The 14,378-nt window shown below is 43.3% G+C and carries 16 protein-coding genes; 13 read left to right on the top strand and 3 right to left on the bottom strand.

The annotated features are described in order from the left end of the window. Positions 1-33: 33 nt before the first annotated feature. The 3 genes from T546_RS23685 to T546_RS0115155 are packed head-to-tail and all read right to left on the bottom strand — an operon-like array spanning position 34 to position 2,805. The gene (locus T546_RS23685) at positions 34-1,428 is read right to left on the bottom strand and encodes a CotH kinase family protein (protein ID WP_051629877.1); all 1,395 of its coding nucleotides are present in this window, start codon (positions 1,426-1,428) and stop codon (positions 34-36) included. Between the two features lie 10 nt (positions 1,429-1,438). Further along, positions 1,439-2,110 (bottom strand): DUF4956 domain-containing protein, encoded by a 672-nt coding sequence (locus T546_RS0115160; protein WP_026892352.1) that lies wholly within the window; start codon positions 2,108-2,110, stop codon positions 1,439-1,441. Positions 2,111-2,133: 23 nt separating this feature from the next. Next, positions 2,134-2,805 (bottom strand): polyphosphate polymerase domain-containing protein, encoded by a 672-nt coding sequence (locus T546_RS0115155; RefSeq protein WP_026892351.1) that lies wholly within the window; start codon positions 2,803-2,805, stop codon positions 2,134-2,136. A gap of 245 nt (positions 2,806-3,050) precedes the next feature. On the opposite strand from T546_RS0115155, the gene T546_RS0115150 reads away from it, so the two are divergent. From T546_RS0115150 to T546_RS0115090, 13 genes are all read left to right on the top strand, one after another. Beyond that, positions 3,051-3,623: a GNAT family N-acetyltransferase gene (locus T546_RS0115150; RefSeq protein WP_026892350.1), complete on the top strand. Its 573-nt coding sequence runs from the start codon at positions 3,051-3,053 to the stop codon at positions 3,621-3,623. Between the two features lie 7 nt (positions 3,624-3,630). Continuing rightward, the gene (locus T546_RS0115145; protein WP_026892349.1) at positions 3,631-4,563 is read left to right on the top strand and encodes a helix-turn-helix transcriptional regulator; all 933 of its coding nucleotides are present in this window, start codon (positions 3,631-3,633) and stop codon (positions 4,561-4,563) included. Beyond that, positions 4,560-5,186: a DJ-1/PfpI family protein gene (locus tag T546_RS0115140; RefSeq protein WP_026892348.1), complete on the top strand. Its 627-nt coding sequence runs from the start codon at positions 4,560-4,562 to the stop codon at positions 5,184-5,186. The genes T546_RS0115145 and T546_RS0115140 overlap by 4 nt, the downstream gene beginning before the upstream one ends. 237 nt (positions 5,187-5,423) lie before the next feature. Then, positions 5,424-6,272: a MurR/RpiR family transcriptional regulator gene (locus T546_RS0115135; RefSeq protein WP_026892347.1), complete on the top strand. Its 849-nt coding sequence runs from the start codon at positions 5,424-5,426 to the stop codon at positions 6,270-6,272. A 2-nt stretch (positions 6,273-6,274) separates the two neighbouring features. Next, the gene (murQ, locus tag T546_RS0115130) at positions 6,275-7,168 is read left to right on the top strand and encodes an N-acetylmuramic acid 6-phosphate etherase (RefSeq protein ID WP_026892346.1); all 894 of its coding nucleotides are present in this window, start codon (positions 6,275-6,277) and stop codon (positions 7,166-7,168) included. A 38-nt stretch (positions 7,169-7,206) separates the two neighbouring features. Beyond that, positions 7,207-8,640 carry a PTS transporter subunit EIIC gene (locus tag T546_RS0115125; protein WP_026892345.1) on the top strand — a complete coding sequence of 478 codons (1,434 nt, stop codon included), beginning with the start codon at positions 7,207-7,209 and terminating at the stop codon, positions 8,638-8,640. 3 nt (positions 8,641-8,643) lie between these two features. Next, positions 8,644-9,708, top strand: coding sequence for a MupG family TIM beta-alpha barrel fold protein (locus T546_RS0115120; RefSeq protein ID WP_026892344.1), 1,065 nt, complete (start codon positions 8,644-8,646; stop codon positions 9,706-9,708). Between the two features lie 172 nt (positions 9,709-9,880). Beyond that, positions 9,881-10,768 (top strand): tyrosine-type recombinase/integrase, encoded by an 888-nt coding sequence (locus T546_RS0115115; RefSeq protein ID WP_026892343.1) that lies wholly within the window; start codon positions 9,881-9,883, stop codon positions 10,766-10,768. Positions 10,769-11,080: 312 nt separating this feature from the next. Then, the gene (locus T546_RS0115110) at positions 11,081-11,752 is read left to right on the top strand and encodes a prepilin peptidase (protein ID WP_026892342.1); all 672 of its coding nucleotides are present in this window, start codon (positions 11,081-11,083) and stop codon (positions 11,750-11,752) included. Positions 11,753-11,765: 13 nt separating this feature from the next. After that, positions 11,766-11,927, top strand: a complete 162-nt coding sequence (locus T546_RS25345; protein ID WP_156951347.1) for a Flp family type IVb pilin — start codon at positions 11,766-11,768, stop codon at positions 11,925-11,927. 93 nt (positions 11,928-12,020) lie between these two features. Further along, positions 12,021-12,191 carry a Flp family type IVb pilin gene (locus T546_RS0115100; RefSeq protein ID WP_026892341.1) on the top strand — a complete coding sequence of 57 codons (171 nt, stop codon included), beginning with the start codon at positions 12,021-12,023 and terminating at the stop codon, positions 12,189-12,191. A gap of 151 nt (positions 12,192-12,342) precedes the next feature. Beyond that, positions 12,343-13,155: a Flp pilus assembly protein CpaB gene (gene cpaB, locus T546_RS0115095; protein ID WP_051629876.1), complete on the top strand. Its 813-nt coding sequence runs from the start codon at positions 12,343-12,345 to the stop codon at positions 13,153-13,155. A 29-nt stretch (positions 13,156-13,184) separates the two neighbouring features. Continuing rightward, a complete protein-coding gene (locus tag T546_RS0115090; protein WP_026892339.1) occupies positions 13,185-14,378 on the top strand; it encodes a nucleotide-binding protein in 1,194 nt (397 codons plus the stop codon).

Below are 14,378 nucleotides of genomic sequence, written 5' to 3'. Positions count from 1 at the left end.
TCCATTGAGAATAAAATTATTGTTACTCCATAATTAGTTCATTAATTTCTTATTTTTCATATCATTAATTTGAATGTCTGATGCGTCAATCAAAGCTGCTTTGTTCGCAGCCTGATCGCTGATGGTAGAAGGTATAGTTCCGTTTAACTGTCCCCTGATGCTTTCTGTCCGTAATTGACAGAAGCGGTTTAATGTATTGACGGCCTTTTGATACTCTTCGTAGGTGCAGAATTTACTTGGGTCTTTCTCAACATGAGGGGAGATGAGCAATGCGGTTTGTTGGATTCGTTTGGCAATATCAGAAGAATCAAGAAATTTCTTGTAATAGTCCTGATACATTTTTTGATACTTACTATCTTTCATGATCCAGCTTTGCATGGGGCGGTCTTTTAGAGCTTCATTGATTGGCACATTAACCGCCAGGGTGGAGTCTTCGTGAGAAAATGTACCAAAGGACATATTGTAGTCCCATGGAATCATGGATAATCGACCATCTTTTTCATAGAGATAATAATTGTGAGCATCTTCGCCGGTGTAGCTGTCCCCATTGACCACAAAGTTATGAACAACAAAATAACGTATTACCTTTTCTGTATCCAAGACCTTAGTAAAATGATTCCCTAAATTCAGCTCCCTGATGGCTGAGATAAAACGCTTCTTATCCTTGGAAGATATCTTTGTTTTAGCATGATCAAAGAAGAGGGAATAGCTCTTTGGATCGTCATTGATATATTGCAGATTCACATCAGGAGTGAATCTCTCCTCCTGGTCATCTGGCTGAAGCTCTTCCTCTTTCCCATCGGCCTCTTCTTCTTTGCCCTCAGGTTTATATAAATTGCCGTAGTTAATACCATAATTTCGTTTCAAAAATGATTCTTCCGGGCCCTCAACTGCCAGATAAAGACCCCATTTTTCTCCGTTTACCAGGATGTTGGTATAACTGCTTAAGGGACTGCTGACACCGAAGTCTCCCATCATCTGATAGGCTAAGTAATCCATCATATAAGTACTGTCATGAATCATGTTATTTAATGATATTTTATCAAGTCCATGATAGTTGAATGCCTTTTCATAATGGTCAAATTCAACCTTAAAGCTATATCTGGTACTGCCCGCGTCTGCCGCATCGGTCAGAGATGATGAGCCTTTGGCGCGGATTCCCACGTTAGCATACGTTTCTCCATCAATGATAATGGTACAGGCGGAATATTTTTTATCCTTAGCAGAAGCGATAAACTTATCCCAATCGTCCATCACAATGTTAATGGTGTGAACGCGGGAATCGTCAAACAGGCGCTTTTCATATTCCATGGATTTATCCTGAGATTTCAGTCCCAGTTTATCACCGTTATACAATGCGCCTGTAATGAGAAGAGCCAGAATTAGAAAGGTAAGGGAAAGTTTCCCTAAATGCTTGTTTGTAGACATTCTGTTCCTCCTATCCCATATAATCTCCATTGTAGCTTACTAATACAGCGCTATGTACCCCTTCTATTTCCGATAATTCATTGACAAAATCCGTATTATTATCCTTTAAACGAACCTCTAAATTAACTTCAATGGCTCCTTTTCTTACGGTCTTGCTTTTAACGATGCATTTCGATGTTTTTGTATTTAAGTATTCCTTGGCCTTTGTTTCTACATGGTAACTGTCGCATTGGAGTACTACAATATATGGATTGGTATAAATTTTCTTATTTACAAAAATAAGAAGTACTGAGCCGATAACAATGCTTCCGATCACAGCTAAAGGTATCAAACCGGCAGCCAGGATAATGCCTACTGCAATGGACCAGAATAAGAAGGCAATATCAAGTGGTTCCTTGATCGCCGTTCGAAATCTTACGATTGAGAGTGCACCTACCATTCCAAGTGAAAGCACTACATTAGAGGTCACAGCCAGGATTACAATGGTAGTAATCATTGTTAAGGCCATTAAGGTGACTGCAAAGCTGGAAGAGAAGAGAACTCCATTGTAGGTTAATTTGTATATGTAGCAGATAAACAATCCAATGCAAAAGGATAGCAGCAATGCCACCAGCATATCCAATAAACTAATACTTGTTACCTTGTCCACAAAGCTTGATTTAAAAACATCACTAAAATTCATACATATACCCCTTTTCGTTTTCATTAGCCGTATAAACGGCAGACTGCGTATTTAGAAAATGCAAAAACTCTCCGCCCGGTAAGCTGAACGGTATCGCGTATGACTGAAGGAAGAAACTCATCCCATTTTACCTCCATTACAATCCCGCAATCCCCTGCTGGAATCGTGGGACAGTGGGGATTGAGAAAATCAATGGAGTGGAGGCCGGTACGAATATCGTAGTCCAGAGTAACCCGTACATTTCCTGGCTTAAAGATAAAGGGCTCCCTGATGTAATCTACAATTGTTTTTGGCCGCAGCCCACAGGTGGTCATTTTAAAATATAATTCCTGGATTAAAGGTTCCTCCCTGGCTTTCATCCACTCAATCTGCCCGTTCACCACACCCTGTGCTTCCTGCCTGGAAAGAGAAGCGCTTTGTTTGTTTCCAAGCCCTCCAATCTTACTTTTCTTTTCAAGGTGAATGAAGTCCAGATTGTCATTATAGTAGCGGATACGGAATTTTTTCCGTCTGCTTATGCCATCAATCTTATCCCGCAATGCCTGATCCTGAAAATTATCAAAATACAGGCTGCGGATTTTATAGGTTCCATTGATCGCATGGGAATCTGGAGTTGCAACCGCAAGGAGACGTTGGCGGATTGCTATCATGTCACTGTAAGATATTTCATGTTTCCATTCATGTCTAAACTTCAATAAACTTCCTCCTTTATTCTTATTTTAATGATAAGAATATTTTAGTTCATGGTTATTAATAGTTTCTAAATCGTTTCTAAAAGACTCTTAACTGGATTTGGTAAGGTGATTGGGATGGACATGAAAATTTGCATCATTTATAATAGTTAGTAGCGGATATGGATCAGTAAAGGTAAAGAGATATCACTATGACATACAGGTGTCATAGACGTTTTGATATATTAATCTGAAAGGAGGAGTTTACTATGGAGGATGTATATAAAAGCTGTCCGGTTATGGAAAATGACAAGTATATTCTTACCCTTGTAACCATGAAGGATGCACCTGATTTATTAAAGGTCTATGGGGATGAAAGGTCAGTCCCTCTATTTAACAGCGATAACTGCCATGGGGACCGGTTTTATTACAGCACCTTAGACCGCATGGAAGAGGCAATCCGTTTCTGGATTTCAGAGTATGAGAAAAAGCGGTTTGTCCGCTGGGTGATTTTTGCGAAGGAAAAAAAGGAAGTGGTGGGGACAATAGAACTGTTTCACCGGGATTCTGTGGATTATTTTCATGATTGCGGCTTATTACGACTGGATCTTCGGAGTGATTATGAAAGGAAAGAGGTGATTGCGGACATACTTTCCTTAGTGGTGCCAAACACCTGGAAGCTGTTTGATTGCAGCTTGATCGCTACCAAGGCAGTTATAGAAGCCAAAGAGAGAATCCAGGCGCTGTATGCACTGGGATTTTTACCGACGGGCCACAAGCTGATTGGTCATGATGGGACAGAATATGGTGATTATTTTGTTCTTACGAAAACACAGGAGTGAATTGTACATGAAAATTGACCGACTGTTAGGCATAACCATTTATTTATTAAACCATGGAAGAACAAAGGCATCTGTACTGGCAGAGCATTTTGAAGTTTCTACCAGGACCATTATGAGGGATATGGATGCCCTGTGTATGGCCGGCATCCCGGTCTCTTCTAATTTTGGAACTGACGGCGGATTTGAAATCATGGAGACCTTTGAGATGCAGCGGCAGGTGGCAGGAGAGATGGATTACAGCTTTGTTGTCAGTGCCTTACAAAGTCTCTCCTCTGCTTATCATGATAAGGAGCTGGAAGCCACCTTAGAAAAGATGCAAAGCCTGTCTTCTTCCCCCGAATCCCCTATGATTCTGGATTTAAGCGTGGTTCACGAAAACAGGGATACCAATGAGCTTCTCTATCTTTTAAACCAATGGATTCAGAAAAAGGTGAGAATTTCATTTGCTTATACCAACGCCAAAGATGAAAAGAGTGTGGTGGAGGCAGAACCGGTTTGCACGATTTATCAGTGGTATCATTGGTATCTCATTGGTTTTAGCTTAAAGCATCAGGAGTACCGGATGTATAAGGTGACGCGGATGGATCATCTGAAAGCAACGGGAGAGGTAAATGAAAGAGACCATGATATCAATGAGGTTAAGGCATTTTTAAAAAGCAGAGAGGATAGCCGGAAACGAATTAAAGTACGCCTTTTATGCCAGGACAAGCTTAGATCCAAATGCCGGGAATACTTAGGGGCTTCTATTACAAAGGAATATGAAACCGGTGAGTTTGAATGCGAAGTATTTACTCTGGAGGATGAGACGTTTTGGTATGGACTTCTTTTATCCTTTGGTGGGGCGGTTAGAGTTTTGGAACCAAAGTCTTTGATTGAACGAATTCAGAGGGATTGTGGGGATATCTTAAAACATTATGAAAGAATTGAGGAAAACGAATGAAACACGTATATATATATCTATTAAATACCATGGCGGACTGGGAAACAGGCTATATTCTACAGGGGCTGACGGCTCAGGCCATGGTAGGTGAGGTTAAGTACCAGGTAAAAACAGTGGGACTCACAAAGGAACCTATAAGGACTCTTGGAGGGATGACCATGGTGCCTGACTGCTCCATAGAGGAAGTTAGTTTGGACTCTGTTGGAGCTTTATTACTTCCTGGAGCCGAGACCTGGAAGGAAGAGGTGCATAAGCCGGTTCTTGACCTGGCACTCCTTTGTATTGACCGGGAGATACCGGTTGCTGCCATCTGCGGAGCCACCCTTGCGCTGGCAGACATAGGCGTTTTAAACAATCGGACCCATACCAGCAATTCCTTAGAGTTCTTAACCGGACTTTCACCGAAATACGCGGGCAGCAACTTTTATGTCAACGAAATGGCAGCCAGAGACGGAAACGTCATTACCGCCAGCTCCGCAGGAGGTCTGCTCTGGGCAAGATATATTCTGGAGAGCTTAAACATCTATTCCAAGGAAGTAATCGATGCCTGGTACGGCTATTTTTCAACCGGAAAACTGGAATATTTCATGGAATTAATGGAAGCATCTCAAAATCAAAAATAGACCAAATATGAAAGCTTTTTCTGATTCCGCATCAGCGGAAAAGGAGAAAGCTTTTTTCTGCTTTTCAGTAAGAAAATCACCCCCTTTTTTCTTACGAAAAAGTATCATATAATGAAAATAAGTTTCATAGGTTTGGACAAATATTGAAACTTTAATACAAAAAGGCTAGAATGAAATTAACATAAATTGTGAGATATGAACCATATTTCTTCTGGCTTTGCAGAGAGGATGAGGCTTATGAAAGGACTGCTTGTAAGAATCGAAGACTATCTCCAATATGCGGGAGAAGCAGAAAAGGAGTTGATGATCCGGCTTCAGAGAAATCCGGAATCTGTGCTGAGAAAGAGCATTAAGGAGATCGCAAAGGAGACCTACACCTCCCCGGCTACTATTGTCAGGCTTTGTAAAAAGCTTGGCTGCAACGGGTATAAGGATTTTCAAAGCACCCTGGCCTATGAGGTGGCATTGTTTCGGGAGAGCAGGGATATTGCATTTCAGACCATTACACCAGAGGACTCGGTGGAGAGCATTATCTATAAGGTCACGAAGAAAAACATCGAATCCCTGGAGACCACCAGAAAGCTTTTGGAGCCAAAGATTATCACCGAATGCGTGAAGCTTCTGGAATCCAGCAGAAGCGTTTGCTTATTCGGACTTGGCACTTCACTTTTAGTAGCAAAAGACTTGTACTTAAAGCTTCTCCGGGCTGATGTCATCTGCAATGTATGCGATGACTGGCATGCCCAGTTCTTAACAGCAAAGAACCTAAAGAAGAACGATCTTGCCATTGTCATCAGTTATTCGGGACTGACGGAAGAGATGCTGACCTGTGCCAAGGAAGCGAAAGCCAGTGGAGCAAAGGTAATTGCCATTACCAGAGCCGTGGAATCAAAGCTGGCAGCGGAAGCTGATTTTGTGCTTCCCATAGCCGCAACAGAGCTGATTCACAGAAGCGGGGCCATGTCATCGAGAATCTCCCAGTTAAATGTGGTCGATGTTCTTTTCACCGCTTATGTCAACCGAAATTACGAATTCTGTATGAGACAGTTTGGAAGAACTCATATACAAAAGGACGGAGGAACGTAACCATGATAGATTTATCAAAATTAACTACAGAGCTTCGAAACCCGGAAACCATGAACCTGGATCAGATGACTCCACTGGAGATTGCAAGCATCATGAACCAGGAGGATGGAACTGTGGTGTCGGCCATCAAGGAGGTCATACCTTCCGTTGCCATAGCCATAGAGTGGGCCACGGAAAGTCTGAAGTCAGGAGGCAGAATCATATACATTGGAGCCGGTACTTCAGGCCGCTTAGGCGTTTTAGATGCCGTGGAGTGTCCTCCCACCTTCGGGGTTTCCAAGGATCTTGTGGTGGGCCTCATTGCAGGCGGGGAAAAGGCATTTGTAGAGGCAGTGGAAGGAGCGGAGGACAGTAAGACTCTTTGTGAAGAGGAGCTAAAGGAAATCGGTTTACAAGAAAATGACATTGTTATAGGTCTGGCAGCTTCCGGCAGGACCCCTTATGTGATTTACGGTCTTAAGTATGCCGGTTCTATCGGCTGCAAGACGGTAGCCATTGCCTGTAACCGTGGTTCTGATATTGGCAGGGAAGCGAAGCTTGCCATTGAACCGGTTACGGGTCCTGAGGTACTTACCGGCTCTACGAGACTGAAAGCAGGGACTGCCCAGAAAATGATACTTAACATGATTTCAACAGGCAGCATGATTGGAGTCGGAAAGGTGTATGAAAACCTTATGGTCGATGTAAAGCAGAGCAATGAAAAGCTGGTGGTAAGATCCCAGAACATTGTTATGACAGCCACTGACTGCAGCCGTGAGCGGGCAAAAGAGGAACTGGAGAAGGCGGACGGCCATGTTAAGACAGCCATTTTTATGATTCTTTCCGGGTGTAATGCTGCCACTGCCAGAGAAAGGATGGAAATAGCCGGAGGGAATATCCGAAAGGCTTTAAAATAGATAGAAGAGCAGAGCAAAAATCTAGAGGAGGGTGAATTATGGATTACAAAAAAATCAGTGAAGCGCTCATAGAGCTTTTAGGAGGAACGTCCAATATTACATCCAACGCCGCCTGTATGACAAGGCTTCGCATTGGGTTAAAGGACACCTCAAAGGTTGAGATTGAAAGGATTAAACAGGTGGAAGGTGTCCTTGGGGTGGTAGAGAGCGACACGCTTCAGATCGTATTTGGACCTGGTAAGGTAAACAAGGTTTTGGATGAATTCTATCAGCTGACAGGGCTTCCAAAGGGTCAGGCACAAGACGGGGGAGAGGTACAGAGCATTGATGATGTTGCAAAAGAGAATAAAGCACTGCAAAAAGCAAAGTACGATAAACCGGTTCAGCGTTTCTTAAAGAAGATCGCCAATATTTTCGTGGCACTGTTACCGGGAATCATCGCAGCAGGTCTTATTAATGGAATCTGCAATGTAATCAACGTATCCACAGGCGGATCTCTTTCCGGAGTCTGGTGGTATGCCTGCATCCGTACCATGGGCTGGGCACTGTTTGCCTATCTGCCTATTTTGGTAGGTTATAATGCGGCAAGAGAATTTGGCGGTTCCGGCGCCCTGGGCGCCATAGCAGGAGCTATGTCCATTGTCAATCCTGCTATGCCTTTACTGGCAACGGTAAAGGACGCTCAGATTATCCTGCCTATCACAAACACTGTATTTAACCCGGCTTCCGGCGGCCTTTTGGCAGCTCTCATCGCAGGTATGTTCTTTGCAGTCCTGGAAAAGCGGATACGTAAGATTATGCCGGATCTGATTGATACCTTCATCAGTCCCCTTTTGGTGCTGATCATCGGTGGCATAGTAGCCCTTTTGGTGATTCAGCCAATTGGAGCAGGTCTTACAAAAGTAATCTTTGCAGTTTTAAGCTTTGCATATGAAAAGATGGGCGTAGTAGGCGGTTATATTTTATCCGCAGGATTTTTACCCTTAGTAGCCGTTGGACTCCATCAGGCACTTACCCCCATTCACTCCATGTTAAATGATCCTGCCGGAGCGACGGCAGGTATCAACTATCTGCTTCCTATCCTTATGATGGCAGGTGGAGGCCAGGTAGGCGCAGGTCTTGCCTTATACTTAAAAACAAAGAATAAGAAGTTAAAACGCTATATTAAGGATTCCATTCCTGTAGGTATTCTTGGAATCGGAGAACCTCTGATGTATGCGGTAACACTGCCTCTTGGACGGTCCTTCCTTACTGCCTGTATCGGCAGCGGTTTTGGCGGAGCACTGGCAGCCCTTCTTCATCTTGGTACGGTTTCTCAGGGCGTCTCCGGTCTGTTCGGACTCTTAATTGTCCAGCCGGGACAGCAGCTTGGATTTATCCTTTCCATGCTGACCGCTTATGCAGGCGGATTCCTTGTTACTTATTTCTTTGGCGTAGATGAAGACAGAATTAACGAAGTATACGGAGAATAAACGATGAAAACTGGAATCTCACTTTATTTCTCAAGCGGTATGGAGAAAAACAGAGGGATGATAAAAAAGGCGGGAGAACATGGAGTACAGTATGTTTTTACCTCCCTCCACATTCCCGAGGAAACTGGGGTCAACTACCGCCAGGATATTATAAATCTTTTAACTCTTTGCAAGGAGCATCATTGCAACGTAATTGTAGACGTTGGCCCTGAAACCTACAAAAAGCTTGGAGTAAATAGCCTTGATGAGCTAGGAGACCTTGGAATTACTCATGTAAGGCTGGACTATGGCTTTTCAGCCAGAGATGTGGTGGATATTTCCAAACGGTTCCATGTCGTATTTAACGCCTCTACCATTACAGAGGAAGAACTGGCTGAATGGAAGCAGTACGGGGCTGATTTTACGAAGTTTGCTGCTTGCCATAATTTCTATCCCAAGGAATTTACCGGACTGTCCCTGGAACGGGTGAAGGAAATCAATCTGAGGTTAAAGTATCTGGGATTTATGACCATGGCATTCGTGCCGGGAAACTTAGAGCTTCGGGGACCGCTGATGGAAGGGCTTCCTACGGTAGAGGAACACAGAAGGCGTAAGGATGACGTTGTTTTAAATATGCTGGAGCTGTTTTTTGACGGGTGCTGCGATGTGGTGCTTATCGGTGATGTGGATATTAAGGGTAGTGAGTGGGAAGGCCTCAAGAACTTAAACAATGGGTATGTAGAACTGGAGGCTGACCTTCTTCCCCCTTATGAATTTGTGAAAAGCACCATACATCATGACAGACCGGATTCCAGCAGCTATTTATTCCGGTCTCAGGAATCGAGGCAGTATGGGCAGGAGATTCTTCCGGATAAGGACCAAGAAAATAGAGTCAGAAAAGCAGGAAGCATCTGCATCTCCAATAAGGATTATTTAAGATATATGGGAGAGCTTGAAATCGCAAGGGTGGAGCTTCCCCTGGATCCAAGACTGAACCTGATTGGTCAGATAAGGGAAAAGGATATGAAATATCTGCCGTATGTCTTAAATGGTCTTGGAGTGAAATTAATTAAGCCAGTTGAAACATAAAAGTATCCTTCCAAAGTAGTTTCTTGAATTTAAACGATTTGCATTAGAGAGATCGTAATTGTACCAAAAAAGTCTTTTTTCTGTATTAAAATGACATATTTCTCGAATACTGGTATAATGTCAGCAATTTCATTACATGGCATTATGCCTGAATAGAAATATGGAGGGAAATATGAAAAAGAATGAAGGGCCTGTAAGAACAATTACGGAGGAAGCTATAGAGAACTACTGCAGATGGCTGCAATGTCAGGAAAAAAGTAATGCGACCGTCAAAAGATACCGCTATTATCTGGAACAATTCATGCTCTATATGGATGGAAGGAGCTTATCAAAGGAATCTGTAATCTTATGGAAGAGCATGATGCGGGAAAGGATGGCACCGGTTACGGTAAACGGAGCGTTGGCCGCATTAAACGGATTTTTCAAATATCTCGGCCGTCCGGAGCTTTGTGCAAAGTTTTATAAAATCAGTAACAGTGTATTTTGCCCGGAGCAAAAGGAACTGACGAAAGAGGAATATAAAAGGCTGGTAAGGGCGGCAAAGGAAAGTAAAAACGAACGCCTGATGATGATTCTGCAGACGATCTGTTCCAGTGGAATCCGTATCTCGGAACTGCCTTATATAACGGTCGAAGCAATACAATGCGGTGTGGCAGATGTGGAATGCAAGGGAAGGAACCGCAAGGTATTCCTTACAAAAAAGCTGTGTGAGCTGCTGAAGAAATATTCGGCGGATTATAATATAACATCTGGAATGATTTTTATTTCCCGGACTGGAAGGGCTTTGGATAGAAGCAATATATGGCGGGATATGAAGGCATTGGGTCAATTAGCTGACGTTCCGGAGGAAAAAATATTTCCTCATAACCTGAGGCATTTATTTGCCAGATCATTCTATTCGCTGCAAAAGGATTTATCAAGACTAGCGGATATATTAGGACATAGCGACGTGAATACTACCCGGATTTATACAAGAGAAAGCGGAAATGTTCATGTAAAAATATTAGAACAATTAGACTTATTGGTAACTCAATACAACGGAATACCTCTTTTGTTGTAAAAATATGTCGATTTCGTTTATAATATACTACATAATAAATCAAAAGTCCACATAAATTTTATAAAAGAATAAAAATTATAAGATTTTAAAAATTATGGGTATCACAAAAAGGCTGGATGTGTTAAAAAATTGCCAGCCTTTTTGTCGTACCCATTTTTTTCTATTTTTTATTTTTTAGAGAACCATTACGGTTACAATCCTATATATTTTACAACAAAAGAGGTATTTCGTTGTAATCGGTGTGTCTCAGAAAAAGACAGGTCTTTTTTTGACAGAGTATGATATTTTAAGGATTGGTGGTGAGGAAGGAACGTGATTTTTGAAATCTGCCTACTAGTAGGGCTGAACTGCCTGGTTGCTTATTTTCTGCCAGATCTGGCTAATTTATTTGCCTGTTATAAAAGTAGAAAAAAGGGGAATTTGATCTGGTGGAGAGAATCCGATGACAGGTGGAAATGGGCTTCTGTGCTTTTTACAGCGGTAGTGGGAGCCGCCGCAGGTTACTGGCTCCCCCCTGAGCGGAGAATTTTTGTGATGATCGTCTGTCATACCGCGGTCTTTGGTGTTTGCTTAGACGCCCTGATCCGAATCATTGCCAATGAGATGCTGTGGTTTTTGCTGGCGGCAGGACTTCCTGCCAGGATTTACTTTGGGGGCGCAAGTGCCTTATGGAGCTCGGCAGGGGCATTGCTTCTGGTCATAGCTGTTTTCGGGGTGGCCGCTCTGGTTACATATGCGGGAAAGGGAACGACAGGAGTTGGAATGGGTGATGTGAAGCTTTCAATGGTCATAGCTATTATCGTTGGCTGGTCCGGTGTTTTTTACTTCCTGATGGGAGTGGCAGCAGCCATTGGCATTTACTGTATCATCGGAGTGAAATGCGGCATGCTGAGCCGTAACAGCACCTTTCCCATGTGCGGGCAGATCATGGCAGGCTTTCTGGCATCGCTTTTCTGGCCATTTCTGTCAATTGCTGTTTTGTGAGGTGAGGAGAAATATGAGGAAAGAAAAATCTGAGTCAGGGCAGGCAATGGTGGAGTATGCTCTTATATTTGGAACCGTTGTGTTAATAGCAGCGGTCAGTTTTGGAGGAATAGCTGGTTCGGCAGGAAAGATGTATGACATGATTAAGAACATTCTGATGCCAGCATTTCCGTAATTATTTGGAGTAATCGGCCGGTTTGATTACATAAATGCAATACAAATGATGAAAAGCAGTCTACTGAGTACAAAAGATAAGGGGGTGAAAGAGATGAATAAAGTTTGGGAAAAGTTTGTATCTGAGGAAAGCGGCCAGGGTATGGTCGAGTATGGATTGATTCTTGCGCTTATCGCTGTTGTGGTAATCGCTGTATTAGGCGGACTAGGAAAGAAAGTCCAGTCAACGTTTCAGAGTGTAGATGAGGCAATGCCTTCAAAGTAAAAAAATAAGAATAAAACCGGCTGTTGCTTATAAAGACGGGGCTGTGGTGCTTCATTGTTACAGGCCTCGTCTTAACTTGATGAATGAGAGAAAATAATGTGATTTTTACATAAATAACAGACAGGGGCCCTATGGCCAGGGAGGAATAAACGTGAAGAAAATCCGGTTGGCCGCATTGGCAGCCGCATTTATTGTTTTCATTATCGGATACCGTTTGCTTGCACAAAAAGAAATCGGACAGGCAGAAAATTCCGGTGGGGGTCAGAGTATAGAAGTCGTGGTGGCCTCACAGGATATCGGCCCTTATACAACTTTGACACAGGATATGGTAAAGGTGAAACAGATACCTGTCGGACAGTATTCCCAGGGATATTATAAAAAGCCGGAAGAGGTAATCGGCATGGTATGTGTATCAAATATCTTTCAGGACGAAGTGCTGACAGACCGAAGGCTTGTTAGTAAAGAGTCGGCCAGCTTAGGACTTGCAGAAAGGCTTGAAGAAGGAAAACGGGCTGTTTCTGTTACGGTTGATGCAGAACAAGGGGTTTCCAATAACCTGAGGGTAGGAAACCGTGTGGATATTATTTTTACCGGCACGATGGAAAAGGTGGCCGGAAGCGAGGAAGAGCTTAGTGCAGGGCTTGCTATGGAACGGGTCTTAGGGCCTCAAAGCCCTGAAAATACGCAGGTATTAAATGAATACATAGGAAAGGAATTTTCCGTTTTAGCTATGCAGGACGTAAAGGTTGCGGCTCTTGGAAGCTCTTTTTTCTTTGACAGCGGGGAGCAGCAAAGCAATCAGGAATATGTCAGTGTCACACTGGAGGTCACACCAGTTCAGGCGGCGCAGATCGCTCTCATGAAAAGTGGGACAGGGAAAATACAGCTTGTACTCCGGCCGCAGGATGATAACAGCAGAACAAAGGAACCGAGAGGTTCTGTGCTTCAAAATTACGAACAGTAATAGTTTGACTCGGGAAAGGGGATGGGGTTATGAAAGTTAAAGTTCTTCTTCTGGGAGAACCAGAAAGATGTGCCCAGATAAAAATGCAGCTCAGAGATGAAGAGATAACCATAATGGGAATTGTAGTGGATGAAAATCAGGTATTGAATGAGATCAACCGGACACAGCCTGATTTGATTCTTATTACAGATACCTCTTCTATGGCCTTAAGGTCGTGTCAGCAGATCTATCTGCTGCGCCCCCGTTCGGTCCCTGTTGTTTTGTCCGATTTGGAAGACAGCAAAAAGACGTATAAAATCCTTCAATCAGGAGTTCATAACATCCTTTCTCAGGAAATAGAACCCCTAAGCCTGATTGCAGAATTAAAGGGAATCTACAGCAATGAATCAAACCGCATTCTTGCGTTGGAGAACACAGGGACCTTAACCGCAAAATCAAAGGTCATACTGCTTTTTGGTCCCAAGGATGGGGTAGGGAAAACAACCCTTGCCGTAAACCTGGCAGTTAAGCTGGCGCAGAAAAACAACAAGGTGGTTGTTTTAGACTGTGATTTCCAGTCAGGTGATGTAAATGCTTTTTTGGGCATGAATCCTAAAAGTACAGTTCTGGAGCTGATCCAGGAACAAAGCAATCCCAATGTGGATACGATCAGACAATTTTTATCTCTTCATCTTTCAGGCGTAAATTTTCTTCCCAATCCCCACAGCCCGGAATATGCCTCTTCCATAACGGCAAGACAGGTAGAGAGCATCATAGCTGCACTTAGAGTTTATTACGATTATGTGATTGTTGATACCGTATCCGGGTTTGATGATATATCTGCCTCCTGCATCGAATGCGCATCCTCTATCTTATTTGTAACTGGAAAGGATGTACCGGCTCTGCACAATGCAAAAAAAAGCCTTGCGGTGCTGGGAGAGCTGTCGGATAAGGAAAAGATCAGACTGATCATGGGAAAGAGTGAAGGAAATAGAATTACTCAGGGGGATGTTTCCCGGGTTCTTGGAATTCCGGTATGGGGCGTTCTCCCCTACGATGAAAAGTCTGCGGTTACTGCGGCCAATCAGGGGCAGCCGGTTGTGCTGGGACACCCCAAGAGCAGGATCAGCAGGGAGATATCCAGCATGGCAGACCGCCTTGAGGAGATGACAACGGGCGTACAGATTGGAAAGAGCAGGAAAAAGAGAGGTATGATTTTGGGAAGAGGAAGGAGGAAACGATAA

This window comes from [Clostridium] aerotolerans DSM 5434, assembly GCF_000687555.1.
GTDB classification, from domain to species: Bacteria; Bacillota; Clostridia; order Lachnospirales; family Lachnospiraceae; genus Lacrimispora; species Lacrimispora aerotolerans.
Note: the sequence above shows the minus strand (reverse complement) of the source record. Positions and strands in the feature narration are given on the sequence as shown.

Bases quoted from the DNA above. Each gene is read 5' to 3' on its own strand.
- T546_RS23685 (WP_051629877.1), bottom strand. From the start codon at position 1,428: ATGTCTACAAACAAGCATTTAGGGAAACTTTCCCTTACCTTTCTAATT.
- T546_RS0115160 (WP_026892352.1), bottom strand. From the start codon at position 2,110: ATGAATTTTAGTGATGTTTTTAAATCAAGCTTTGTGGACAAGGTAACA.
- T546_RS0115150 (WP_026892350.1), top strand. From the start codon at position 3,051: ATGGAGGATGTATATAAAAGCTGTCCGGTTATGGAAAATGACAAGTAT.
- T546_RS0115145 (WP_026892349.1), top strand. From the start codon at position 3,631: ATGAAAATTGACCGACTGTTAGGCATAACCATTTATTTATTAAACCAT.
- T546_RS0115140 (WP_026892348.1), top strand. From the start codon at position 4,560: ATGAAACACGTATATATATATCTATTAAATACCATGGCGGACTGGGAA.
- T546_RS0115135 (WP_026892347.1), top strand. From the start codon at position 5,424: ATGAAAGGACTGCTTGTAAGAATCGAAGACTATCTCCAATATGCGGGA.
- murQ (WP_026892346.1), top strand. From the start codon at position 6,275: ATGATAGATTTATCAAAATTAACTACAGAGCTTCGAAACCCGGAAACC.
- T546_RS0115125 (WP_026892345.1), top strand. From the start codon at position 7,207: ATGGATTACAAAAAAATCAGTGAAGCGCTCATAGAGCTTTTAGGAGGA.
- T546_RS0115120 (WP_026892344.1), top strand. From the start codon at position 8,644: ATGAAAACTGGAATCTCACTTTATTTCTCAAGCGGTATGGAGAAAAAC.
- T546_RS0115115 (WP_026892343.1), top strand. From the start codon at position 9,881: ATGAAAAAGAATGAAGGGCCTGTAAGAACAATTACGGAGGAAGCTATA.
- T546_RS25345 (WP_156951347.1), top strand. From the start codon at position 11,766: ATGAGGAAAGAAAAATCTGAGTCAGGGCAGGCAATGGTGGAGTATGCT.
- T546_RS0115100 (WP_026892341.1), top strand. From the start codon at position 12,021: ATGAATAAAGTTTGGGAAAAGTTTGTATCTGAGGAAAGCGGCCAGGGT.
- T546_RS0115090 (WP_026892339.1), top strand. From the start codon at position 13,185: ATGAAAGTTAAAGTTCTTCTTCTGGGAGAACCAGAAAGATGTGCCCAG.